This window comes from Pseudodesulfovibrio sp. 5S69 (assembly GCF_037094465.1).
Classification (GTDB): domain Bacteria; phylum Desulfobacterota; class Desulfovibrionia; order Desulfovibrionales; family Desulfovibrionaceae; genus Pseudodesulfovibrio; species Pseudodesulfovibrio methanolicus.
Genome location: NZ_CP146609.1, coordinates 2,116,930 through 2,141,491 on the forward strand (window position 1 = coordinate 2,116,930; position 24,562 = coordinate 2,141,491).

Annotated in this window: 18 protein-coding genes; 13 read left to right on the forward strand and 5 right to left on the reverse strand. The window is 64.4% G+C overall.

Annotated elements, in window-relative coordinates; genetic code table 11:
* Positions 1–383 precede the first annotated feature (383 nt).
* From V8V93_RS10040 to V8V93_RS10090, 11 genes are all read left to right on the forward strand, one after another.
* The gene (locus V8V93_RS10040) at positions 384–1,400 is read left to right on the forward strand and encodes a molybdopterin-binding protein (protein ID WP_338666542.1); all 1,017 of its coding nucleotides are present in this window, start codon (positions 384–386) and stop codon (positions 1,398–1,400) included.
* A gap of 66 nt (positions 1,401–1,466) precedes the next feature.
* Complete coding sequence (locus tag V8V93_RS10045) at positions 1,467–4,184, forward strand: molybdopterin-dependent aldehyde oxidoreductase (protein ID WP_338666543.1); 2,718 nt, start codon at positions 1,467–1,469, stop codon at positions 4,182–4,184.
* A gap of 68 nt (positions 4,185–4,252) precedes the next feature.
* Entirely contained in the window at positions 4,253–6,499 is a 2,247-nt protein-coding gene (locus tag V8V93_RS10050; protein ID WP_338666544.1) for a pyridine nucleotide-disulfide oxidoreductase/dicluster-binding protein, read from the forward strand.
* Positions 6,496–6,714, forward strand: a complete 219-nt coding sequence (locus tag V8V93_RS10055) for a DVU_1557 family redox protein (protein WP_338666545.1) — start codon at positions 6,496–6,498, stop codon at positions 6,712–6,714. Before V8V93_RS10050 ends, V8V93_RS10055 begins: the two co-directional genes overlap by 4 nt.
* A 2-nt stretch (positions 6,715–6,716) precedes the next feature.
* The gene (trsM, locus tag V8V93_RS10060) at positions 6,717–7,367 is read left to right on the forward strand and encodes a DVU_1556 family methyltransferase (protein ID WP_338666546.1); all 651 of its coding nucleotides are present in this window, start codon (positions 6,717–6,719) and stop codon (positions 7,365–7,367) included.
* Positions 7,368–7,369: 2 nt separating this feature from the next.
* Entirely contained in the window at positions 7,370–7,825 is a 456-nt protein-coding gene (locus V8V93_RS10065; protein ID WP_338666547.1) for a DVU_1555 family C-GCAxxG-C-C protein, read from the forward strand.
* The gene (gene trsS, locus V8V93_RS10070) at positions 7,822–9,204 is read left to right on the forward strand and encodes a radical SAM (seleno)protein TrsS (RefSeq protein WP_338666548.1); all 1,383 of its coding nucleotides are present in this window, start codon (positions 7,822–7,824) and stop codon (positions 9,202–9,204) included. The genes V8V93_RS10065 and trsS overlap by 4 nt, the downstream gene beginning before the upstream one ends.
* Positions 9,185–10,474 (forward strand): DVU_1553 family AMP-dependent CoA ligase, encoded by a 1,290-nt coding sequence (locus V8V93_RS10075; RefSeq protein ID WP_338666549.1) that lies wholly within the window; start codon positions 9,185–9,187, stop codon positions 10,472–10,474. Before trsS ends, V8V93_RS10075 begins: the two co-directional genes overlap by 20 nt.
* Positions 10,475–10,477: 3 nt before the next feature.
* Positions 10,478–11,470 carry an XdhC family protein gene (locus tag V8V93_RS10080; protein ID WP_338666550.1) on the forward strand — a complete coding sequence of 331 codons (993 nt, stop codon included), beginning with the start codon at positions 10,478–10,480 and terminating at the stop codon, positions 11,468–11,470.
* Positions 11,467–12,606, forward strand: coding sequence for a DVU_1551 family NTP transferase (locus tag V8V93_RS10085; protein ID WP_338666551.1), 1,140 nt, complete (start codon positions 11,467–11,469; stop codon positions 12,604–12,606). Before V8V93_RS10080 ends, V8V93_RS10085 begins: the two co-directional genes overlap by 4 nt.
* Complete coding sequence (locus V8V93_RS10090; protein WP_338666552.1) at positions 12,603–13,202, forward strand: histidine phosphatase family protein; 600 nt, start codon at positions 12,603–12,605, stop codon at positions 13,200–13,202. Before V8V93_RS10085 ends, V8V93_RS10090 begins: the two co-directional genes overlap by 4 nt.
* 18 nt (positions 13,203–13,220) lie before the next feature.
* On the opposite strand, the gene V8V93_RS10095 is transcribed toward V8V93_RS10090, so the two are convergent.
* Together V8V93_RS10095 and V8V93_RS10100 are read right to left on the reverse strand one after the other, a co-directional pair.
* The gene (locus V8V93_RS10095) at positions 13,221–14,093 is read right to left on the reverse strand and encodes a hypothetical protein (protein ID WP_338666553.1); all 873 of its coding nucleotides are present in this window, start codon (positions 14,091–14,093) and stop codon (positions 13,221–13,223) included.
* A gap of 116 nt (positions 14,094–14,209) precedes the next feature.
* The gene (locus tag V8V93_RS10100; RefSeq protein ID WP_338666554.1) at positions 14,210–17,419 is read right to left on the reverse strand and encodes an SNF2-related protein; all 3,210 of its coding nucleotides are present in this window, start codon (positions 17,417–17,419) and stop codon (positions 14,210–14,212) included.
* 197 nt (positions 17,420–17,616) lie between these two features.
* Between V8V93_RS10100 and V8V93_RS10105 the strand changes: the two genes are divergently transcribed.
* Both V8V93_RS10105 and V8V93_RS10110 read left to right on the forward strand, forming a co-directional pair.
* Positions 17,617–19,254, forward strand: coding sequence for a peptide-binding protein (locus tag V8V93_RS10105; RefSeq protein ID WP_338666555.1), 1,638 nt, complete (start codon positions 17,617–17,619; stop codon positions 19,252–19,254).
* Between the two features lie 15 nt (positions 19,255–19,269).
* Complete coding sequence (locus tag V8V93_RS10110; protein WP_338666556.1) at positions 19,270–21,471, forward strand: RelA/SpoT family protein; 2,202 nt, start codon at positions 19,270–19,272, stop codon at positions 21,469–21,471.
* A gap of 75 nt (positions 21,472–21,546) precedes the next feature.
* On the opposite strand, the gene V8V93_RS10115 is transcribed toward V8V93_RS10110, so the two are convergent.
* From V8V93_RS10115 to V8V93_RS10125, 3 genes are all read right to left on the reverse strand, one after another.
* Positions 21,547–21,900 (reverse strand): hypothetical protein, encoded by a 354-nt coding sequence (locus V8V93_RS10115; RefSeq protein WP_338666557.1) that lies wholly within the window; start codon positions 21,898–21,900, stop codon positions 21,547–21,549.
* Positions 21,901–22,139: 239 nt separating this feature from the next.
* Entirely contained in the window at positions 22,140–22,532 is a 393-nt protein-coding gene (locus V8V93_RS10120) for a cytochrome c3 family protein (RefSeq protein WP_338666558.1), read from the reverse strand.
* 246 nt (positions 22,533–22,778) lie between these two features.
* Positions 22,779–24,542 (reverse strand): amino acid ABC transporter permease, encoded by a 1,764-nt coding sequence (locus V8V93_RS10125; RefSeq protein WP_338666559.1) that lies wholly within the window; start codon positions 24,540–24,542, stop codon positions 22,779–22,781.
* Between the last annotated feature and the right edge of the window lie 20 nt (positions 24,543–24,562).

Genomic DNA, 24,562 nt, shown 5'->3' on the forward strand with positions numbered 1-24,562 from the left:
GACCGCATGACCGGATTCGGATTCTCTCCTTTTTCAGAATGTTGCTGGAAAGGGGGAAGTGGCCGGACAGGTATTTTGTCTTGTTTTCGGCTTTGTGGGGAATGGTGTTGTGTTCGAAATGTGTACACCTAACATCATGAAAAATTTAAGCTAAATTAAAAAGAGACAGTTGACCTCACCCATCCATCGGAATATGTTAGGTTCAACTCGGCATAATTGACTACATGCCGCAGTGTTGGTTGAAAACGGGCACCCAGGGGGTTCTATACCCAAATATTATGCCTATTTAGGCATAAAACTTGCCCGGTTGGAGATGGATGGGCGATTGTCGTCCCAGCGGCATGGGACGGCGGACCATATTCGGAGTCTTTAGTGGAGGAGCAATGAAGACCGTTCCCGTACAGGATGCCGTCGGCATGGTACTTTGCCACGACATGACCAAGATCGTCCCCGGGGAAACCAAGGGGCCGGTGTTCCGCAAGGGGCACATCATAATGGAAGAGGATGTCCAGACGCTGCTTGAAATAGGCAAGGAGCACATTTACGTCCTGGACATGGAAAAGGGCTGTATACACGAAAACGAGGCCGCCCACCGTATCGCCAATGCGGCCGTGGGCCCCAACATCACCCTGTCGGACGTGTCCGAGGGGCGCATCAATTTCATCGCCGATCCCGGCCTGCTCGACGTCAACGTCGAGGCCCTCCACCGCATCAATTCCATCGAAGAGGTCGTCCTGGCCACTCTGCATACCGGTCAGCAGGTCACCGAGACCCGGCCCGTGGCCGGAACCCGCGTGGTCCCGCTGGTCATCAACGAGGAGAAGATCCGGCGGGTGGAGGCCATCTGCGCCGAGTACGACTACGTGGTCGGCATACGGCCGTTCCGGCGGCTGTCCGTCGGCCTGGTGACCACCGGCAGTGAGGTCTACCATGGCCGCATCAAGGACAAGTTCGGGCCGGTTATCCGAAAGAAATTCTCCACGCTTGGATCCGAGGTCATGGGCCAGACCCTGACCTCCGACGATCCGGCCATGACCCGTGACGCCATTATGGCCTTCATCGCCCAAGGCGCGGAGATGGTCGTGGTCACCGGCGGCATGTCCGTGGACCCCGACGACCAGACGCCCACGGCCATCCGCCTGACCGGCGCGGACGTCGTCACCTACGGTTCACCCACGTTTCCCGGCGTCATGTTCATGGTCGCCGAACTGAACGGCGTACCCATTCTTGGGCTGCCCGGCTGCGTCATGTACTACCGGGCGTCCGTGTTCGACCTGATTGTCCCGCGCCTGCTGGCCGGGGAGAAGGTCACTCGAGAAGATATCGTATCCTTGGGGCATGGCGGTTTCTGTGCGACCTGCGAGGTCTGCCGCTATCCCATCTGCCCCTTCGGTAAATAGATCACGGTTCCTTGGGAACCCAACCTATCTGCGAGACAGTGAGAACAAATTAGGAGGAAAACTGTCATGATCAAACGGACGCTCCAAGTAAACGGAGTCTCCAGGAACGTCGTGTGCGAACCTGAAGAGTCCCTGGCCAACGTGTTGCGCCAGAACCTGGGACTGACCAGCGTGAAGATCGGCTGTGGTACAGGCCAGTGCGGCAGCTGTACCATCCTGCGTGACGGCAAACTGGTCCGTTCCTGCACCGTCAGGATGAAACGGGTCAAGAACAACACCCAAATCATGACCCTCGAGGGTCTTGGCACCCCCGGCAACCTGCATCCCATCCAGATGGCCTGGATCGCCTTCGGCGGCGCGCAGTGCGGCTTCTGCTCGCCGGGCTTCCTGGTTTCCACGTACGCGCTGCTGACCGAGAACCCCAGCCCGACCCGCGAAGAGGTCCGTGACTGGTTCCAACAGCACAAGAACGTCTGCCGCTGCACCGGCTACAAGCCCCTGGTGGACGCCGTCATGGCCGCCGCCGAGGTTATGCGCGGCGACAAGTCCATGGACGATCTGATCTTCAAGATCCCCGAGGACGGCCGCATCTGGAACACCCATTATCCGCGTCCCTCCGCTGTGGCCAAGGTCACCGGCACCTGGGACTTCGGCGCCGACATGGGCCTGCGCCTGCCTCCGGGAACCCTGCACTGCGAATTGGTCCAGGCCGAGGTTTCCCATGCCAACGTCCTGTCCATCGACGTGACCGAGGCCGAGGCCGTGCCCGGCGTCTACAAGGTCGTGACCCACAAGGACGTAAAGGGGAAGAACCGCATCACCGGCCTGATCACCTTCCCGACCAACCTCGGCGACGGCTGGGATCGTCCCATCCTGTGCGACGAGAAGGTCTTCCAGTACGGCGACGCCATCGCCATAGTCTGCGCCGACACTCCGGAGGCGGCCAAAGAAGGCGCCAAGAAGGTCAAGGTCGAGCTCGAACAGCTGCCCGAATACATGTCCGCCCCGGCGGCCATGGCCGAGGACGCCATCGAGATCCACCCCGGCACCCCCAACGTCTACTACATCCAGAAAGAGGCCAAGGGACCGGACACCAAGCCCATCTTCGAGAGCGCCGACGTGGTCGTCGAAGGCGACTACTACACGCAGCGCCAGCCGCACATGCCCATCGAGCCGGACGTCGGGTTCGCCTACATCGGGGACGAGGGCAAGCTGGTCATCCATTCCAAGTCCATCGGCATCCATCTGCACCTGCTCATGATCGCTCCCGGTCTGGGCGTGGAGCCCGAGAACATGGTCCTGGTCCAGAACCCCACGGGCGGCACCTTCGGCTACAAGTTCTCCCCGACTATGGAAGCACTCGTCGGCGCGGCCGCCCTGGCCACCGGCCGTCCGGTCTTCCTGAACTACACCTGGAAACAGCAGCAGCAGTACACCGGCAAGCGTTCGCCGCAGTTCACCACCGTGCGCCTGGCCTCCAGCAAGGACGGCAAACTGCTCGGCATGGAGACCGACTGGACCGTGGACCACGGCCCGTACTCCGAGTTCGGCGACCTGCTGACCCTGCGCGGCGCGCAGTACATCGGCGCGGGTTACGACATCCCGGCCATCCGCGGCGAAGGCCGCACCGTGTGCACCAACCACTGCTGGGGCGCGGCCTTCCGCGGCTACGGCGCTCCCGAGGCGGAGTTCCCTTCCGAGGTGTGCATGGACGAACTGGCCGAGAAGCTGGGCATGGATCCGCTGGAATTGCGTTACAAGAACGTCTACCGCGAGGGTTCCACCACCCCCACCGGCCAGGACCCCGAGGTCTATTCCCTGCCTGAGATGATCGACAAGGTCCGTCCCAAGTACGAGGAATTCAAGAAGTACGCGGCCGAGAACTCCACCGATGCCAAGAAGCTCGGCGTTGGCGTCTCCGTAGGCGTGTACGGTTCCGGCCTGGACGGCCCGGACACCGCCGAGGTCGACATCGCCCTGAACGAGGACGGCACCGTGACCGTGTACTCCGCGTGGGGCGACCACGGCCAGGGTGCTGACATGGGTACCCTGGGTACCGCCCACGAGGCCCTGCGTCCTCTGAACCTGACCCCGGATCAGATCCATCTGATGATGGGCGACACGAGCTTCGCTCCCGCGGCCGGTCCGGCCGGCGGCAGCCGCTCCCAGGTCGTCGTGGGCCAGGCCACCAAGAACGCCTGCGACCAGCTCGTGGCCGCCATGCAGAAGCCCGACGGCACCTTCCGCACCTATGAGGAAATGGTCGCCGACGGACTCGAGCTGCTGTACCACGGCAAGTGGAGCGCTCCGGCCAACGACTGCGACGAAAACGGCCAGGGCAACCCGTTCTGCTGCTACATGTACGGCGTGTTCCTGTCCCTGGTTTCCGTGGACACCGCCACCGGCAAGACCACGGTCGAGAAGATGGTCACCGTGGCCGACATCGGCGTGGTCAACAACTACCTCTTGGTGGACGGCCAGATCCACGGCGGCGTCGCCCAGGGCATCGGCCTGGCGCTGACCGAGGACTACGAGGACATCAAGAAGCACGCCAACATGGCCGGCGCCGGTATCCCGTACTGCAAGGACATCCCGGACGACATGGAGATCATCTACGTGGAGACCCCGCGTCCCGACGGTCCCTTCGGCGCTTCCGGCGTCGGCGAGATGCCGTTGACCGCCCCCCATGCGGCGATCATCAACGCCATCTACAACGCCTGCGGTGCTCGTATCCGGCACCTGCCCGCCTACCCCGAGAAGGTGCTCGCCGCTCTCAAGGGCTAGTGGGTTAAACTGTAATAATTGCGGCCCATGCCTTGGCATGGGCCGCTTTTTTCCGTAAGTGGTGATCTATGGAACAAGCGGAATTGAGACGGTGGGAAAATCGGTGCATACAGGAAGAGTCGCCCCGGTGTGCGGCGGCCTGCCCCCTGCATGTCGACGCGCGCGAGTGCTGCTCCCTGCTGGCGGCAAGGCGCGTTGACAAGGCCTGGGCTGTGCTGGCCAAGACCATGCCTTTGCCCGGCGTCCTGGCCCGGATCTGCGACGCACCGTGCAAGGCGGCCTGCCTGCGCGGCGAAAAAGGCGGCCCCATAGAGATGGGCGCCCTGGAGCGGTTTCTGGCAGGCGCGGCCCAAGCGGCCAAGCCGCCCCGGCCCCTGCCGCGCAACGGCAAGAGCGTGGCCGTGATCGGCGGCGGGATGACCGGCCTGTGCGCGGCCTGGGAGATCGCCCGCAAGGGGTTCGCCGTGACCGTGTACTGCACCGCACCCGATGTCGGCGTCGAGCTGCCCGAGGGGGTCCTCGACGGAGAGCTTGCGGCCATGGATCGCATGGGCGTGACCATCGAGCGGGGCGCAACCCTCACCCCGGAGCTGGTCGAGGCCCAGTTGGAGGAGCGCGACGCGGTCTTCGTGGACAGCGACGCCGTGCCCGAAACACTTCGCTATTTCGGTGAGCCTGACGAGGTCACGCTGGGCACCAACCGACTGGGGCTGTTCGCCGTCCGCGCGGGCGAAACCTCGCCGGTCTTCCAGGCGGCCGCCGGGCGCCGGGCGGCCAATTCCATCATGCGTTTTTCCCAGGGCGTGTCCATGGTCAAGAGCCGCGAGCTCGAAGGGCCGTACGACACGCGCCTGTACACCAACCTGGCCAAGGTGGAACCGGTCGGGCCGGTGGCCGTGGGCGAAGGTTACGACGAGGTCCGCGCCGTGGAGGAAGCGGCCCGCTGCCTCAAGTGCGAGTGCATGGAGTGCGTCAAGGCGTGCGTCTACCTCAAGCACTACAAGCAGTACCCCAAGGTCTACGTCCGACAGGTATACAACAACGAGGCCATTGTCCGGGGCACGCGCCAGGCCAACAAGCTGATCAACTCGTGCATGCTCTGTGGCCTGTGCGACACGGTCTGTCCTGAGGATTTCGCCATGGGCGACGTCTGCCTCGAAGCGCGGCGGAACATGATCGCCAAGGGGACCATGCCGCCCTCGGCCCACGAGTTCGCCCTGCGCGACATGGCCTTTGCCGACGGCGACAAATGCGCTCTGGCCAGGCATGCGCCGGGCACGACCGAGAGCGAATACGTCTTCTTCCCCGGCTGCCAGTTGACCGCCACCGACCCCGGTGGGGCTGAGCGCGCCTACGCGGACCTCCGCGAGCGGCTGGGCAAGGTCGGGCTGATCCTGCGCTGCTGCGGCGCTCCGGCCGCCTGGTCCGGGCGCGATGCGCTGTTTCAGGAATCCCTGGCCGAGTTGCAGAGCGCCTGGCAGGGGCTCGGCTCGCCGCGCATCATCGCGGCCTGTCCTTCCTGCATCAAGATTCTGCGTCAGGCCCTGCCCGAGGCGGAGATCGTTTCCCACTGGTCCATCCTGAGCGCGCTCGGCCTGCCCGAAACCGCGCTGAAGGCGGGCGGGACTCTGGCTGTGAACGACCCCTGCGCGGCCCGTGAGGACGGGGCGCTGCGCGCCGACGTGCGCGGCCTGCTAGATACCCTCGGGGTGTCCATTGTCGAGCCGGAGTACAGCGGCGAGCTGACCCAGTGCTGCGGCTACGGCGGGCTGCTGAACGAGGTGGACCCGGAGCTCGGGCGGATCGCGGCCCAGGCGCGCGCCGACGCCGTGGACGAGGACTACGTTACCTACTGCGCCATGTGCCGGGAGATGATCGCCCGGACCGGCAAAACGGCCATGCACCTCTATGATCTGCTCTATCCCGGCGAAGGCGGGGCGGGCGCGCGGCCCACGCCGGGCCATTCCGAGCGGCGCGAAAATCGCGTCCATCTGCGCGAGAAGCTCCTGCGCGAGCTGTGGAGCGAGGCGGACGGCGTCGCAGCCGAGGACTTTGAGAATGTCGATGTGGCCTTCACCGAGGCGGGCGCCGCGGCCATGGAGGAACGGCGCATCCTTGTGAGCGACGTGCAGAAGGTCCTGCTCCAGGAGGAGCGGTCCGGCAGGCATCTGGTCCACGACGAGACCGGCCGTTTTCTGGCCTCGTTCCGTCCGGCCGTGGTGACTTACTGGGTGGAATTCGAAAAAACGGACGACGGGTACCTGGTGCACAATGCCTGGTGCCACCGCATGAAGATAAAGGGAGGGCAGCCATGAGCAGCGCGATCACGGTGCCGGGAACCGGAGCTGGCGGCTGGCGATGCGGGCCCTGCGACGAGGACATGGTCATGAAACCGGTGGAGCTGACCTATCTCAACTCCCAGTTCAACGTGGAGCTGCCCACCTGCCCGAACTGCGGCTACGTGCTCATCCCGGAGGCGTTGGCCCTGGGCAAGATGCATCAGGTGGAGCAGTTGCTGGAGGACAAGTAGCCGTGGCCCTCGCGCCGGGGCCGCTGTGGGAGCGCGAGGAACTGCGTGCCGTGGCCGGGGAGACGCTCCGGCCGGGCGGCTTCGAGTTGACCGACCGGGCGGCGGACTACATCGGTCTGGTACCGGGGCGGCGGGTGCTGGACATCGGCGCGGGCCTCGGGGCCACCGTGACCCGGCTGCGTTCGCGCTACGGCGCGATGGCCTGGGGCGTGGAGCCTTCGGCCGCCCAGCTTGAGCGGGCAGACGGCCCGCAGGGGCTCATCCGGGCGCGCGGAGACCGGTTGCCCTTTCGGGCCGGGACCTTCGACGCGCTGTTCTGCGAATGCGTTCTCTCCCTGTTCGAGGACCGGCCCGGCGGGCTGGCCGAATTTTACCGGGTGCTCAAGCCCGGCGGTTTCCTGGTTCTGTCCGACCTGTGCGCAACCGGCCCTTCCCTGGGCGGCGGCGCGTCCTGCGCGGACCGGGCCGCGCCCTTGGATCGGACGGTCCGTCTGGTCCGTAACGGCGGTTTCGCCATCGAACTTCTGGAAGACCACTCGGCCCACCTGCGTGACCTGGCGGCCCGCCTCGCCTGGACTGCCGAGGGAGTCTCCTGCGGCTGCGGGCGCGGGTTGAGCTATTTTCTGATGATCGCGCAAAAGCAAGGAGCATAGCGATGCTGGACGATGCCGGACTCCGGGTCATGGAATTGGCCGGAAAGGGATATTGCTGCAGTCAGATGATGGTCGTCATGGCCCTGGACGAGATGGGCCGCGAGGACCCCGACCTGGTGCGGGCCGCGGGCGGCCTGTGCAACGGCCTGGGCGACTGCTCCGGGCCGTGCGGCGTGCTCACGGGTTCGGTCCTGGCCCTGGGGCTGTACGCGGGCAAGGGCATGGACATGGAAGAGCCGGTGGATACGCTGCCGGTCATGCTCGAGACCCTGCGCGACTGGTTTGAGGGGCGGACCATGGAATACGGCGGGACCACCTGCGCGGCCATCCTGGACGGCGGCTGCGGGCAGCCCCATCCCACCCGTTGCGGCGGGCTGGTCGCCGAGGCCAACGCCAAGATCCGCGAGGTCCTGGTGGACAACGGGCTGGACCCGGCCGAGGGACGCGAATTGCCGTGACTTCAAGCCCGAGGAGCGTCTGCCCGGTCTGCCTGAAGCCGATTCCGGCGGCTCACGAGACCGTGGGCGACGAGACCTTTCTGGTCAAGACCTGTCCGGACCATGGGGACTTCCGTTCCGTTATCTGGCGGGGTGAGCCGTCCTTCGGCTCTTGGGCGCGGCCCAAGGTCCCGTCCGGCCCGAAGACGCCGTTTACCAGCGTGGAGCGGGGCTGTCCGCTGGACTGCGGGCTGTGCGACGCCCACCGCCAGCACACTTGCACCGCGCTCATCGAGGTCACCTGGCGCTGCGACCTGGGCTGCCCGGTCTGTTTCGCCTCGTCCGGGAAAACGGCCCCGCCCGATCCGTCCCCGGAGGAATTGGGCCGGCTGTTCGACCGGGTGGAGCTGGCTTCGGGCCACTGCAATATCCAGCTTTCGGGCGGCGAACCCACGGTGCGCGAAGACCTTCCCGAGATCATCCGGTTGGGCAAGGCAAAGGGATTTCCGTTCGTCCAACTGAACACAAACGGGCTCCGGCTCGGGCGTGAACCGGGCTATGCGGCCCGGCTGGCCGAGGCCGGACTGGACTCGGTTTTCCTTCAGTTCGACGGCACCGAAGACCGTATTTTCCAGGCCCTGCGGGGCCGTCCCCTGCTCGAAACCAAATTCGCGGCCATGGACGCCCTGGCCGATGCCGGAGTGGGCATCATCCTGGTGCCCACGCTGGTACCGGGCGTCAACGACCGGGACCTGGGCAACATCCTCCGGCTGGCCGTAGACCGCTCCCCGGCCGTGCGCGGGGTGCATTTCCAGCCGGTCAGCTATTTCGGGCGCTATCCGCGGCAGCCGGGCGATGACGAGCGCATCACCCTGCCCGAGATCATGCGCGGGCTGGAGGCCCAGACGGGCGGGATGCTCAAGGCCGTTGATTTCCGGCCGCCGGGCTGTGAGCACGCCTTTTGCTCCTTCCATGCCAACTACGTGGTCACCGAGGACGGCGGGCTGACCCGGCTGTCCTCGGGCGGAGACTGCGGCTGCACGCCGCGCCCGGCCTCCGAGGGGGCGGACGCGGCCAAGGCGTTTGTCAAGCGCCAGTGGTGTTCGCCGGACCGGCAACTGCCCATGGCCTTCGAGGCCGCGCCGGACAGCGGGGCCGCGCAGGGCGGGGCGGAAGACGTCCTGGGCGCCTTCATCCGGCGGGCGGCCACCCACACTCTGGCCGTGTCGGCCATGGCCTTCCAGGACTGCTGGACCCTGGACCTGGAGCGGCTCAAGGGGTGCTGCATCCACGAGGTCTCGCCGGACGGGCGGCTCATCCCCTTCTGCGCCTACAATTTGACGTCCATGGGCGGCGAAACCCTGTACCGGGGGAAATGTCATGGGCCGATCCAATCTTGATTCCTGGCTGGCCGGGCGCATGGACCGGGACACGGTCCCGACCGTCGCCGAACTGCGCGCCTGGCAGCTCGACCGGCTGAAGGCGTTGGTGGACCACGCGCGGCAAGGCAGCCCGTTCTATTACCGCCACTTTTCGGACGTGCGCGGCGCGGACCTTGATTCCCTGGAAGCCTTTTCCCGGCTCCCGGTGATCACCCCGGAGCAACTGCGGACCAATCCGGATGCGCTGCTCAGCGTGTCCCGCGACGACATAGAACGGGTGGTCACCCTGTCCAGCTCCGGGACCACGGGGGAGCCCAAGCGCATTTTCCATACCGCGGATGACCTCGAGGCCACGGTGGACTTCTTCAGTTGGGGCATGGCCAACATGGTCGAGCCGGGCGGGACCGCGCTGGTGCTTCTGCCCGGAGCGCGTCCCGGCGGGGTGGGGCAGTTGCTCGACGAGGCCTTGTCGCGGCACGGCTCCAGGGCCGTGGCCTTCGGCGAACTGACGGACGCCGAGGCCGCCGTGGACCGCTGCCTGACCGAGAAGGCCGCCTGCCTGGTCGGCTCTCCGGCCCACGTCAATCTTCTGGCCCACGCCTGGGCGGCGCGCGGCCTGCCCAAAGGGGTGATCCGCTCCGCGCTGCTGTGCTGGGACGTGATCCCGGACGCGGTCCGCACGAGCGTGGCCGAGCGTCTCGGCTGCCGGGTCTTCCGCCATTGGGGCATGATCGAGACCGGCCTGGGCGGGGCCGTGGAGTGCGCGCCCGGTTCGGGCATGCACTTGCGCGAGACCGACGTGTACGTCGAGATCGTGGACCCGGACACCGGGGCCCTGCTCCCGGACGGCGAGTTCGGCGAGATGGTCGTGACCACTCCGCTCAAGCTGGGCATGCCGCTTATCCGTTACCGCACCGGGGACGTGGGGCGCATCCTGGCCGGGGAGTGCCGTTGCGGCAGCCCCTTGCGCAGGCTGGACCCGCTGGTCCGGCGTAGGCATGACGGCATACCGTTGCCGTCCGGTTCCCTGACCCTGCGGGAATTGAATGAAATTTTGTACGGCGTGCCGGGCGTGGCGGATTTTGCGGCCCGGCTGGCGGGCGACACCCTGCACCTCACGGTGTGCGGGAACGCCTCCGCCGCAACGATCCTGGCGGCACTGAGGAACCTGCCCGTGGTGGCCGAAGGGCTTGCGGACAAGACCCTCCAGGTGGATATCGAGAACAGGCATGACGCCGCACCGGCCGTTCCGGGCCTGAACAAGCGGCGTATAGCCATAGGGAGTTGATTCATGAAAGCGTTTGTGCGTGACGTGGCCGGGCTGGTCGAGGCGGCAGAGCCCTTTGTCCTGGTCACTGTGGTGGAGAGTTCCGGGTCCACGCCGAGGTCCTCGGGCGCGAAGATGGCCGTGCGCGGGGACGGGTCCATTATCGGCACCGTGGGCGGCGGCCTGGGCGAGGCCCGCGCTTGCAAGGCGGCCGGGGAGATGCTCGCCGATGATGCGGCCGACGGTGAGGCCCGGTTGATGTTCGTGGACATGACCGAGGAATTGGCTGCGGAATCGGACATGATCTGCGGCGGCGGATTGTCCATGCTCCTGGAGATGGCCGCGCCGGGCGGGGAATGCGCCCGCGCATACGCCGAACTCGACGGGATGCTGCGCAAGGGCGTTCCCGCCACGCTGGAGACCCGCATCCAGGATGGAGACGGGCCGCGCGTTGTCGGGCACGAGCTCGTGGCGGGCAGTCCGGAGGGCGACGTGCCGGTCTTTATGCGGGACCGAGATCCCATGGTCTTGGCCGAGCCGTTCATCCCGCCCGCGTCGCTGTATATCTTCGGGGCCGGGCACGTGTCCCGGTTTACCGCACGGGTTGCGGCCATGGTCGGGTTCCGCACCGTGGTCCTGGATGACCGCGAGGAGTACGCCAACCGCGAGCGGTTTCCCGAGGCGGACGAAGTGGTGGTCCTGCCGTCCTTTGCCGGGTGCTGCGACGCCTTCAAGGACGACGGCGAGGCGTTCGTGGTCATCGTTACGCGCGGCCACCTGCACGACCGCAACGTCCTGGCCGAGGCCCTGCGCACCAGGGCGCGGTACGTGGGCATGATCGGCAGCTCCACCAAGCGCAACAAGATTTACGATTCCCTGCTGTCCGACGGCTTCACCCAGGCGGATATCGACCGTTGCTACAGCCCCATCGGCCTGCCCCTGGGCGGGCGGACTCCGGAGGAGATCGCGGTCAGCATCGTGGGCGAGCTGATCCAGGTCCGGGCGGGCAAGGCATGACGGCAGTGTATTCTGCGGTCATCCTCGCGGCCGGGCTGTGCTCGCGCATGGGCCGGTTCAAGCCCCTGTTGCCGCTTGACGGCGGCACGGTCCTGTCGCGTTGCGTGGCGTTGTTCCGGACCTGCGGGGTGGAACGGATAGTGGTGGTTACGGGCAAGCGCGCGGACGAAGTGGCCGCCTGCGCCATGGAGGCCGGGGCCATGGCCGTGTACAACCCGACCTTTGAACAGGGCATGTACTCTTCGGTTCTGACCGGGGTGCGGGCGGTCGGATCGGACGTGGACGGGGTCTTTATGCTTCCGGTGGACCTCCCTTTGGTACGGCCCGAGACCGTGCGCGGGCTCATGGACGAATTCCGGCGGACCCGGCCGACCGTGCTCTACCCTCGGTTCGGCGGGGAGCGCGGCCACCCGCCGCTGATCGGCGTGGAGGCGGTCCCGGCCATTCTGAATCACGATGGGGACGGCGGGCTGCGGGCCGTGCTGGGCGGCTTCGAGGCCGACGCCCGCGATCTGGACGTGCCCGATTTCGGGACCGTGCACGACCTGGATTACCCCGAGGACTACGAGCTGGCCCTGGCCGTGGCCGGGATCGGCTATCCCCTTGAGGACGAGTGTGCGGAGTTGTTCCGGCTGCACGGGGTCTCGGACCACATCCTCGGCCATTGCCGGGCCGTCGCCGCCGTGGCTGTGGCTCTGTGCGGGCGGCTAAACGATCGATTGGCGGACCGGCCCGGCGCGGTCCGTCTGGACCCCGGCCTGGTGCTCGGCGCGGCCCTGACCCACGACATCGGCAAGGGGACCAAGCGGCACGAGGCCGCCGGGGCGGAATTGCTTCGCGAACACGGGTTCCCCGCGGCCGCCGACATCGTGGCCGCCCATTTCGACCTGACCCTGGCCGAGGATGCGCCTATCACCGAGAAGGAGGTCGTTTTCCTGGCCGACAAGCTGGTCCGTTGCCACGGGCCGGTTCCGCTGGAGGCGCGCTACCTGGAAAAGGTGTCGATGTACAGGCACGAGGAGGGTGCGGAGGAGGCCATCCTGGGGCGGCTTAGCCGCGCCAAGACAGTCATGGCCCGGTTCGACCGCGAGATGCACGACTCGTCCGAGCACATTGCCCGCGAGGCCCTGGCGTGATCGTGCTCCTGCGCCACTGCCGGACCGAAGGTGGCAGGGGGCGGTGCGTGGGCCGGACGGCCCTGCGGCTCTCACCCGAGGGGCTGGACCAGGCCCTTGGTCTGGCCGATGACCTCGGCGCGGTCCCGTTCGCCCGGCTGTGTTCGAGCCCGGCGATCCGGGCGCAGGCCACCATCGCCCCGCTGGCCGGGCGACTGGGGCTCGGCGTGGAGGCTTTGCCCGCGCTGGACGAGATCGACATGGGCGCGTGGGACGGACTGGCATTTGACGATATCAGCGCACGTTTCTCCGAGGAGTATACGGCTCGCGGACAGCGGCTCGGCCGGTACCGCGCCCCGGGCGGCGAGAGCTTCGAGGACGTGGCCGAACGGGCCATGGCGGCGCTCGTCGAACTGGCCGGGGGCCCGCTTCCGGTGCTGGCGGCGACTCACGCGGGCGTGATCCGGTCCGTGCTCTGCCGGGTGACCGGCCATCCTCTGGACGACCTGTTTCATTTCACGCCGGGGTACGCCCGGTGCACGATCCTGCGGCCGGGCGGGACGCTCGGACTCGTCGCGGCCGACGCGGACGCCCGGACCGTGCGCGAATTGCTCTGACCGGCCGTCCGGCCGTTCCTATGTCCGTCTCTGGACGTATTTCGAATTGTTCGAATAGAAGATGTTGTAGACCAGGGTGAGCAGGCAGGCGAAGGCCGCCGAGCCGATGCCGATGGCCACGTTGTAGAAGGGCGGCGCGGTCAGGGCCAGCCGGATGAGCAGGGTGGCCAGGGCGAACCCGGAGTTGCGGAAGACCGCCCGGAACTCGGGCAGGAAGCGCTGGGCGATGAGCACCAGCATGATGTCGCTGAAGATCAGCACCGTATAGAAATTCTTGAAGAAATGGAAAGGATGCTCGCCGCGGAGCACGTGCAGGCCGTTCTGGATGCCCATGCCCACGAAGATGGCCAGCATGACCAGGGCGACCAGCTTCTTGGCGGCCACGAACTTGAACAGCGGGGTGCCTCCCTTGAGGGTCTCGTCCAGGTTGCGCCGCAGCAGGGCGTAGACGCCCAGCAGGCAGAAGATGACCACGGCCCCGCAGCCGTCCGAGATGAGCATCCACAGCTCCGTCTCGTGGCCGGTGATGGCGATGGGTTCCGGGAAGTCCGCCAGGGTTTTGAAGGCGTCCCGGAGCAGAATCAGGGCCAGGATCTCGAACTGCTTGCCCACGGACTTGGAAATGGAGCAGGGCAGGGTGAAGATCAGGCCGACGACCTCGAGGACCAGGACCAGGGTGAAGGCCAGGTTGATGGCCATGAAGTGGCTGACGGGAATCAGCGACGCGAGATGCCCGGTGATCCATCCCTGGCGTTTCATCTCGATGACGATGAGCGCGAGGACGAAGACCACCACCAGGAAACCTGCCACGGTCCGCTGGGTGGAGTCCTTTTCCCAGAAGTGGTGCACGGGGTCGAAGGTGAAGGTGACCAGGTCGTATATCTTGTGCATGGGATGTATCATGATGCCTCTACAAGTAAATCCATCGGTTGGGCGCCGTCAACAGGCGTGAGCCAGGAACTAACAGGAGAGGACGGGGAAGTAAATAGGAATATTTCCTATTTAACCTAAATTTCGAAAAGCATCTCGAGATCGTCGCGGGTCAGGCTCTTCAGGGCCGACTGGCCGGGGATGATCGCCTCGGCCACGTCCTTCTTCTGTTCCTGGAGCTTGAGGATGCGCTCTTCCACAGTGTTCTGGCAGATCATCTTGTAGGCGAAGACCTGGCGCTTCTGCCCGATGCGGTGGGTGCGGTCGGTGGCCTGGTTCTCCACGGCCGGGTTCCACCACGGGTCGTAGTGGATGACGTAGTCCGCGCTGGTCAGGTTCAGGCCGGTGCCGCCCGCCTTGAGCGAGATGAGGAAGATGGGGATGTCCGGATTGTCGTTGAACCGGTCCACCTGCTCGAAGCGGTCCTTGGAGGAGCCGTCCAGGTAGGCGAACGGAATCTCGCGGATCTGCAGCCAGTTGCGGATGACGTGGAGCATCTGCACGAACTGCGAGAAGACGAGCACCTTGTGCCCGCCGTCGATGATGTCCACGACCAGGTCCTTGAAGGCGTCGAACTTGCCGGACGGCAGGTTGGTGGACACGCCGGGCATGTCGAGCTTGAGCAGGCGCGGGTGGCAGCAGATCTGCCTGAGCTTGAGCAGGGCGTCCAGGATGGACATTTGGCTCTTGGCCATGCCCTTCTCGTCCACGTCGCGGAGGACCTGGTCCTTGAGCTTCTTGGCCAGGGCGTTGTAAAGCTCGCGCTGCTCGTCCACCAGTTCACAATAGTGGGTGGTCTCGATCTTGGGCGGCAGGTCCTTGGCCACCTCGGCCTTGGTGCGCCGCAGGATGAACGGCTTGACCCGGGTACGCAGGTAATCGAGCGTCTCTTCGTCGCCGTCCTTGATGGGCTTGACGATGCCGCGCTGGAAGCTGTGCTGGGAGCCCAGGAAGCCGGGCATGAGAAATTCGAACAGGGACCAGAGCTCGAACAGGTTGTTTTCGATGGGCGTACCCGACAGGCAGACACGCAAGCCGGCTTCAAGCTTGCGTACCGAGCGGGCCGTGATGGTGTTCGGGTTCTTGATGTTCTGGGCCTCGTCCAGGATGACGCTGGCGTACTCGTACTTGAGCAGTTCGTCCAGGTCGCGCCGGAGCAGGGCGTAGGTCGTGATGACCAGGTGCGAGCCCTTGATATGCTGGAACAGCCCCTCGCGTTTTGCCCCGTAGATGGTCAGCCGCTTCAGGTTGGGCACGAACTTCTGGGCCTCGCGCTCCCAGTTGGGCAGGACCGAAGTGGGCACGATGATCAGGTTCGGCCCGTCCACGCCGCTGTCCACCAGGGACTGGATGTAGGACAGGGTCTGGATGGTCTTGCCCAGGCCCATCTCGTCGGCCAGGATGCCGCCGAAGCCGTACTCGCGCAGGAAGTTCAGGTAGCTCAACCCCTGGACCTGGTAGGGGCGCAGGGTGGCCTGCAACTCCTTGGGCTGGGCGACGATCTTGATCTGGTCGAAGTTGTTGATCTTCTCGCGCAGCTTGACGAAAAATTCATCGGTCTGGGCCTGCGGCAGGTCTTCCAGGATCTTTTCGAGCACCGGGGCCTCGAACTGGTTGAACTGCTGCTTGGGGGCCTTTTCCGGGTCGAAGCCCAGGGCCTTGAGCTTGTGCCCGAGCTTGTTCAGCCAGGACTCGGGCAGGCTGGTGTAGGAGCCATCCTTGAGCTGGACGTAGCGCTTGCCCTTGGTCCACGCCTCCCAGATGACCTCGATGGGTACCCGCTGGTCGTCGTACTGGACCGACAATTCGAGGTTGAACCACTTGTCCTCCTCGTCGCTCTCCACCTCGGCAACCACCTGGGGCTGCGTGGTGCGCACCTTGTAGCGGGTCAGGTTCTGCTCGCCGTAGACCCGGTAGGCCTCGACCAACTGCGGATAGAAGTCGAGCAGGAAGTTGATGGCCTCCTCCTGCTCCATGAACCAGATGTGGTTGTTCCTGGGCTGGAAATTCATGTCCTGGAGCTCGGTCAGGAGCCGGGCCTCCTCGTCCTGAGCGCGCCGGATGAGGTAGGACTTGCCGCCGTCGTGGTAGGAGCCTGTCTGCAGGTCCGGGTTGGGGCCGGGCATGATGAACTCGCCGTGCTCGTTGGTGTAGATGTTCTGGATCTTGAGCACGAGCAGGGAGCCTTCCTCGTCCAGGTAGAGCTTGGGATCGTAGTCCGCGTCCTGGAAGATGGGGCCCACGCGCTCCAGGAAGTCCTCCTGGCCGTAGAGGTCGCTGACCGGAATCTGGGTCCAGACGCGGTCCAGGAACTCGGACACGTCGGCGTGGGGCACGATGGGCTTCTGCTCGACCATGCCCTGGACCAGCTTGGGGTCCAGCCCGGTCTGCACCGGATAGAAGGAGTTCTTGTAGTAGACCCACAGCGGCAGCCGCCCGTAGAAATATATCTCCTCCTCATCGGTGATGGGGAAGGGCATCTTGTCCTCGCGGGCCAGCAGGATGTCGAAGGACAGGCCGTCCTCGCTGAGTGCGGGCGAGAGCTTCAACTGCATGGTCTTGGACTCGATGGTCACGGGCTGGTCGGTCTCGCGCAGGTAGAGGTAGTACTCGTTCTTGACTGCGCGGAAGAACCAGGAGTGCAGGCCCGCCGGAATCTCCACCTTGTGGCCCCAGTAGTCGAGGTAGTGCCCGATCTGCTCGGCCACGCCGGGCAGGGCAGGGGAGGTATCGCACCAGTCCTGGTTTTCCACGATCTGGGCCAGGGTGACCTCGTTCTGGACCTGGGAGATGCCCGACTTGTTCTGGCGGGCGCGGAAAAAGGCGACCTGCAACCGGCCGAGCTCGGGATAGATGCGGTAGATGAGATAGTGCCGTCCGGACTCGGGTTCGAGCTCGGTGGCGAAGAACGGGCGGAAGGTCTGGCGCCAGTCCGTGCGCGGAGTGGGCATCTCGCCGCCGGATTCGGTGTCCAGGGACTTGAGCAGCTTGACCGCCGTGGCGGCCACGTGACGGCAGACTCCGGAGAAGGAGTCCGGACAGTTGCAGTAATAATTGATGGTCTTGTCGGACAGGTTCAGCCCGATTTCCGAGGTGTAGTTCTGGAAGTCGTCGCCCTGCACCTGGCCGTCGATGTCCCAATACTGTTCCCGCTTCTTGAGGTCCAGTTTTGCGACGCCGTTTTCCGCCACGATGCCACGGGCGCTCTCCAGGATGTAATCCGGGACGCTGTCGCCGATGAAATCCTGCAATATGGATTTGACTATCTGTTCTTCACCGCTGCTCATAGAAAGTCTCGCGAAATCATCATATCAACAAATTCGAACAGAACTTCTTACATAGAACCCCAGCAATGGGCAAGCTGGATTTGTTTCCCCCACGTCCATGTGGCCCCTTGGCTTTTCGCACCCGTTGGGCCATACTGGAAATGTCAACCATGCTCGCATAATTATATGGTTCAACCAAATTGTTTTTGCAAGGGAAAATGAGACTCAAGAACCTGCTAGTGCCCCTGTTCTGCCTGATGCTCCTGTCCGCCTGTTCCGACGGCGGCGGCCCCGCCACGCCCGTGGCTCCGGTAAACCCGGCGGATATCCCGGCCGAGCCCGAGCAGGGCGGCACTCTGGTCCAGCCCATGCTCGGCGAGCCGAGCAATCTGATCACCATCCTGTCTTCGGATCAACCCTCCCACATGATCGGCAGCGAGATCTACGTCAGTCTGCTCAAGTACGACAAGGACATCAACCTGGTGCCCTACGCGGCCGAGTCCTACGAGGTTCTGAACGGCGGCAAGCTGCTCAAGTTCAAGCTGCGCCGGGACATCTACTGGACCGACGGCGTCCAGCTCACGGCCGACGATGTGGAGTTCACCTACCGGTTGACCATCGACCCCAAGACGCCCACGGCCTATGCGGGCAACTTCAAGCTGGTCAAGGAGTTCCGCAAGACCGGCAAGTTCTCCTTCGAGGTGACCTACGACCAGCCGTTTGCCAAGGCGCTGGTATCCTGGGCTACGGACATCCTGCCCAAGCACCTCCTGGAAGGGGAGAACATCGTCGACACCAAGTACAGCCGCGCACCCGTGGGGGCCGGGCCGTACATGCTCAAGGAATGGACCGCCGGCAGCCGGATCGTGCTCGAGGCCAATCCGAACTATTTCGAAGGCAAGCCGTACATCGACCACTTGGTCTACCGCATGATCCCGGACATGGGCACCCAGTTCCTGGAACTCAAGGCCGGGAATCTGGACATGATGGGGCTCGACCCTCTGCAGTACCTCTACCAGACCTCGGGGCCGGGCTGGGACGGCAGTTTCCGCAAGTTCAAGTTCCTCTCCTTCGGGTATTCCTTCCTCGGCTTCAATTTCCGGCATCCTTTTTTCCAGGACGTGCGCGTGCGCCGGGCCATCGACTACGCCATCGACCGGCGGGAGCTGGTCAAGGGCGTGCTCTACGGGCTGGGCGAGGCGGCCAACGGGCCGTACAAGCCGGGCACCTGGCAGTATGATGCGAACATCAAGCCGCGCCCCTATGACCCGGACAAGGCCCGAGAACTCCTGGCCGAGGCGGGCTGGACCGACTCGGACGGCGACGGTTGGTTGGACAAGGACGGCAAGCGGTTCGTCTTCTCCATCATCACCAACCAGGGCAACACCCAGCGCAGCAAGACCGGCGTCATATTGCAGCAGCGGCTCAAGGACGTCGGTATCCAGGTCTCCCTGCGCACGGTGGAGTGGGCCGCGTTCATCAAGGAGTTCATTGACAAGGGCCGTTTCGACGCTATTATCCTGGGATGGAATATCCTGCAGGATCCTGACATCTACAACGTCTGGCATTCGTCCAAGGCCGTGGACGGCGGGCTCAACTTCATCCGCTACACCAACCCGGAACTGGACGACCTGCTCGAGCGGGGGCGGCACCTGGTCCGGGAGGAGGAGCGCAAGCCTATCTACGATCGGGTGCAGGAGATCCTGCACGACGAAGTGCCCTATTGTTTTCTCTACATCCCCATGTCCCTGCCCATCGTTCAGGCCCGGATACAGAATATCAAGGCGGCTCCGGCGGGGATCGGCTACAACTCAGAGAAGTGGTGGATACCGCGCAGGCTGCAGCATCAGCCGTAAGACGGACGGACATACATGATTCGCATCAATGAAATCACCGACAAGGTGGCCTCATACATCAAGGAACCCGACCTGGACCTGATCCAACGGGCCTACGTCTTTTCCGCCCAGGCGCACGACGGCGTGGTCCGGCGTTCGGGCGAGCCGTACATCTCCCACCCCATGAACGTGGCCTATCTCCTGGCCGACATGCAGCTCGACGAGGCCACGGTGGCCGCCGGGCTGCTGCACGACACCGTGGAGGACACGGACACCACCGTGGACGAGATCGAGGAGCTGTTCGGCTCGGACGTGGCCGACATCGTGGACGGGGTGACCAAGATCAGCAAGATGGACTTCGAGTCCAAGGCCGTGCAGCAGGCCGAGAACATCCGCAAACTCATCCTGGCCATGGCCGAGGACATCCGCGTGCTCATGGTCAAGCTGGCCGACCGGCTGCACAACATGCGCACCCTCAAGTACATGAAGCCGGTCAAGCAGCGGCTCATCGCCCAGGAGACCCAGGACATCTACGCGCCCCTGGCCAACCGGCTGGGCCTGCACCGGATCAAGACCGAGCTGGAAGACCTCTGCCTGCAATACCTCCGTCCCGACGTCTATGCGCAGCTCTCCGAGGCGGTGCACGAGCACCGGGCCGCGGGCGAGTCGTACATCGAGAAGGTCATCGAACTGATCTCGGACATGCTCAAGGTGAACAAGATCAAGGGCCGTGTCTTCGGCCGGACCAAGCACCTGCATTCCATCCAGGTCAAGATGGAGCAGCAGGGGCTGACCTTCGACGAGATATACGACCTTATCGCCTTCCGGGTCATCGTCAACTCGCTCAAGGACTGTTACGCCGTGCTCGGCCTGATCCATGCGGCCTGGCGGCCCGTGCCCGGCCGGTTCAAGGATTATATTTCCATCCCCAAGGCGAACATGTACCAGTCCCTGCACACTACGGTCATGGGGCCCGAAGGGGAGCGCATCGAGATACAGATCCGCACCGAGGAGATGCATCGCATCGCCGAAAACGGCGTGGCCGCCCACTGGCAGTACAAGGAAGTGGGCAAGGGGGCCAAGCGGGGCAAGACCGCGGGCAGGCGCGACGCCGAGCGGTACACCTGGCTCAAGCAGATCATGGACTGGCAGCGCGAACTGTCCGACCCGCGCGAGTTCATGTCCTCCCTGCGGCTCGAGATGTTCCAGGACGAGGTCTACGTGTTCACGCCCAACGGCGACATCAAGGAGCTGCCGGACGGGGCCACGCCCGTGGACTTCGCCTACGCCATCCACTCGGAGGTGGGCGACATCTGTGCCGGAGCCAAGGTCAACGGGCGCATCGTGCCCCTGCAATACCGGCTTCAGAACGGCGACTCGGTGGAGATCATCACCGACAAGAACCGCGTGCCCAGCCGCGACTGGCTCAAGTTCGTCAAGACCGCCAAGGCCCGGACCCGGATCAAGCACTACATCCGCACCGTGGAGAAGGAGCGGGCCATCAACCTGGCCAAGGAGATGCTCGAGAAGGAAGGCCGCCGGGTCGGCATCAACGTGCAGAAGGCCATCAAGGACGGCGAACTGACCAAGCTGGCCGCGGAATTCAACTGCGGCAGCCTGGACGAGCTCCTGACCCAGATCGGCTTTTCGCGCTACACCCCGCGCAAGGTCATCAAACGGCTGTACGCGGTCCTGCACGGTGAGACCCTGGACGAGCGCAAGATCAGGGAAAAGGGCGAGGCCGAGCCCGACGAGGAACCGATCGTCGCCTCGGGCGTGGAGATCGGCAAGAAACCCAAGGCCGACGGATTGCAGATATCCGGCGTGGACAACGTCTTGGTGCGCTTCGCCAGTTGCTGCAACCCGCTGCCCGGCGAGCCGATCATCGGCTACATCACCCGCGGTCGAGGCGTGACCGTGCACCGCATCGACTGTCCCAACGTCGGTAACTTCGAGGACGAGCGGCTCATCCAGGTCAGTTGGGAGGGCGTGGAGGAGAAACCGTACCCGGCCAAGGTCAAGATCAAGTGCCTGAACAAGCCGGGGATGCTCGGGCGCATCTGCACCATGCTCGCGGACCTGGACGTGAACATCGATTCCGGCAACTTCGAGTCCAAGGTGGACGGCACCTCGCTGCTCAACTTCACCGTGGAGGTCAAGGATCTGGACCAGCTCTATTCGGCCCTGGCCGAGGTCAAGAAGCTCAAGGCGGTCAAGGAGGCGATCCGCGTCTCCTGATCGCGCGCATTCCAGCGAACGACAAAAGGCCCGCTTTGGAGCGGGCCTTTTCTTTTGGGCTGAGGCCGCCGGGGGCTAGTTGGCGGTCCGGATCCTGATCGAGTATTCCAGGACCGATCCACGGTTCAGGGAGCGTTCGCGGACCACAACGGGGCGGCGGTGGACCGGCTCGCAACGCCTGGCGACATAGCGCGAACGGTAGACATGGCGCTGGCCGTAGCGGTGGCCGGGGCGGTGGGCCCATTGGGGAGCCGGATGGCGGGGCATGGCTCGGTGCCCCCATGCCGGGCCCTTGGCCACGGACCGGTGCACGACCACGTGCTTGGCATAGCCGGGGGCGGCCGCGCGGTGGTTGCCGGGACCGGCCCAGGCCGAAGCGGAAAGGGTGAGCAGGCAAAGGGTCACGGTGATGATGAGAAGGCGTCGCATACTGTCTCCTGGGTTGTGGTTGCTTCGTTTACCATATGGCAAGGGACGTGCCATTAATAACATCATGAATTATCAGTATTTTAATGTGGACTCTCCTGCGGGGGAGCGCAGGGTTTGCGCACGCGCGCACCGGATCTGGACGGTGCGTGCGCCCTGGTGCGCGGGCGGGAACGGGAAGACCCCGCCTGGCGGGGCGGGGTCTTCGGCTTGGGGAGGATGTGGGGGTATGGTCGTATGGCTTACTTCTCGTGGCATTGGCCGCAGCTCACCGGAACCGCCTTGCCCGCCTTTTTCAGGGTCTTGTGGCAGCCGAGGCAACTGCGGTCGGTCTTCTTTGCGTGGAAGGCCGTATAAAAGGCGGTCTCGCCCTTCTTGCCGGGCTGGTCGTGGCAGCCGGTGGCCGCGCAGCCCTGGATATCGGACTTGCCGTCCCAGGTGTGGTGGCAGGTGACGCACTGGACATCGGCCGCGCCGTGCCCTGCATGGGAAAACTCGACCATGGCCTTGCTCGCCTTGATTCCTGCGGGCGGGCCGAGCTTGAGATCGCCCGGCGCTTGCGCGGCGGCCGAGGCCAGGCCCGCGCCCAGAAGCAGCGCGCACAGGGACAGAGTGACGGTCAGAAAGCGGGACATGCGAACCTCCAGTGGTTGTTGGTGAATGCCACTTTGCTGATCGCAATGGACGTGCCAATGTAAATATCCCATGAATACGGTCTGTTGGGGAAAAGATCACCGCGCACGGCGTACCGTTTTTGCGCGCCGTTGCGCAGATTAGCCGGGCTGCGACCGCCTCGGGACAGGGAGGGCGGAGTGTTTCGGGAACAAAAAAGGGGAAGCGCGTCTGCGCTCCCCCTTCATATGCCAGTGTCGCTGAACCGGCTACATCTCGATGCGCATGGCCTCGGGGCTGAGCTTGCGTTCCAGCCGCTTGGCGTACAGGCTCATGAAGTAGCTGAAGACGAAGTAGAGCACGGCCACGGTGGTGTAGATCTCGAACGGGTGGACCATGATCCGGTTGTTGACGGCGTAGGCCGCGCGGGTCAGCTCCATGACGCCGATGATGTAGGCCAGCGAGGTGTCCTTGAAGTCGGCGATGAACATGCCCACCAGGGCGGGGAGCATCTGTTTGAGTGCCTGGGGCAGGATGATTTTCCGCATGGTCTGGAAGTAGGTCAGGCCGGACGCCTTGGCCGCTTCCACCTGGCCGGAGGGGATGTTTTCGATGCCGCCGCGTACGGTCTCGGCGATGTATGCCCCGAAGAAGAAGGTTAGGGCGATGGTGGCCGCCCAGAAGGCGTCCAGGTCCACTTTGAAGACGACCGGGAGGATGGCCTGGTAGAACCACAGGATGACCAGGATGAGCGGAATGCCCCGGATGATTTCGATGTACAGCAGGCTCGGGATGCGGAAGACGCGGTTTTTGGCGGTGCGGCCCATGCCCAGGACGAGCCCGATGAGGAAACTGCCGACGATGGAAATGACGGCCATGAGCAGGGAGCCGGCCAGACCGCCCAGACCGAGGAAGAACTCGGTGTCGTCGCCGTCGGGGAAGCGCCAGATGAGCAGGGTCTTGAGATTGGCCCAAATGATTTCCCAATTGAAATGATATACGGCCGTGCCGACCTCGTAGAGGACGTAAGCCAGGGTGGCCACGAACAGGATTTTGAGCGACAGGATGGTTTGCTTGCCGACCACGCGCAACGACTGCCTCAAGGGCGAGATGGTGCGCTGGTCCGGGCTCTTGCGGAAATACCAGAAGACGTATTCGAGCTTGCGGCCCAGGAAGTCGAGGGGCCAGAAAAGGATGTCGGCCACCCTGCGCAGGGGGGTGGTCCGGTCCGGGGACATGATCTTGAGGCGTTCGTTGACGATGTAGAGGATGCCCGCGATGGCCAGGGACATGGCCAGGTAGACCAGGGTGGCCACGCTGAAGGCCTCGAAGGTGCGGTAGGTCAGGGAGTAGACTTCGGTCATGGACCAGCACAGTTCGGTCACGCCGATGGTCATGGCCAGGGAGGTGTTCTTCATGTTGTTGAGGAACTCGCTGCCCAGGGGCGGGATGATCTCGCGGAAGGCCAGCGGCAGGATGACCTTGCGCAGCGTCTGGGAGAAGGTCAGGCCCGAGGAGTAGGAGGCTTCGAGCAGTCCCTTGGGAATGGACTGGATGCCCGCGCGGATGATCTCGGCCATGAACGCGCCGGTGAAGATGCCGCAACCGACCGTGGCGCACCAGAACTCGAAATGCATGTCGAAGAGCTTGAGGCGGAGGTCTTCGGGGAAGGCGTAGGGCAGGGCGAAGTTCCAGAAAAAGAGCTGGATGAGCAGCGGGGTGTTGCGGAACAGTTCCACGTAGCAGGTGGCGAACCAGTAGACCGGTTTGAACTTGGACAGCCGGGCCAGGCCGAAGACGGTGCCCATGGCCAGGGCGATGATCGAGGAATAGAGCGTGATGGTCAGGGTGGTGTTCAGCCCCTCGAGCATCAGCAGGCCCATGTGCCCGTATTGGCCCTTGTGGGTGAAGACGGCCCAGTCGAAATCGTATTTGAATTCGAATACGAAGGCGAAATAGTAGACCATCAGGGCGGTCAGGACCAGCAGGGTCACGTTCTGGACCCAGATTTTTTCGAAATACCGTTTAAACATCGTGCTCTTTTAAGGAAGAG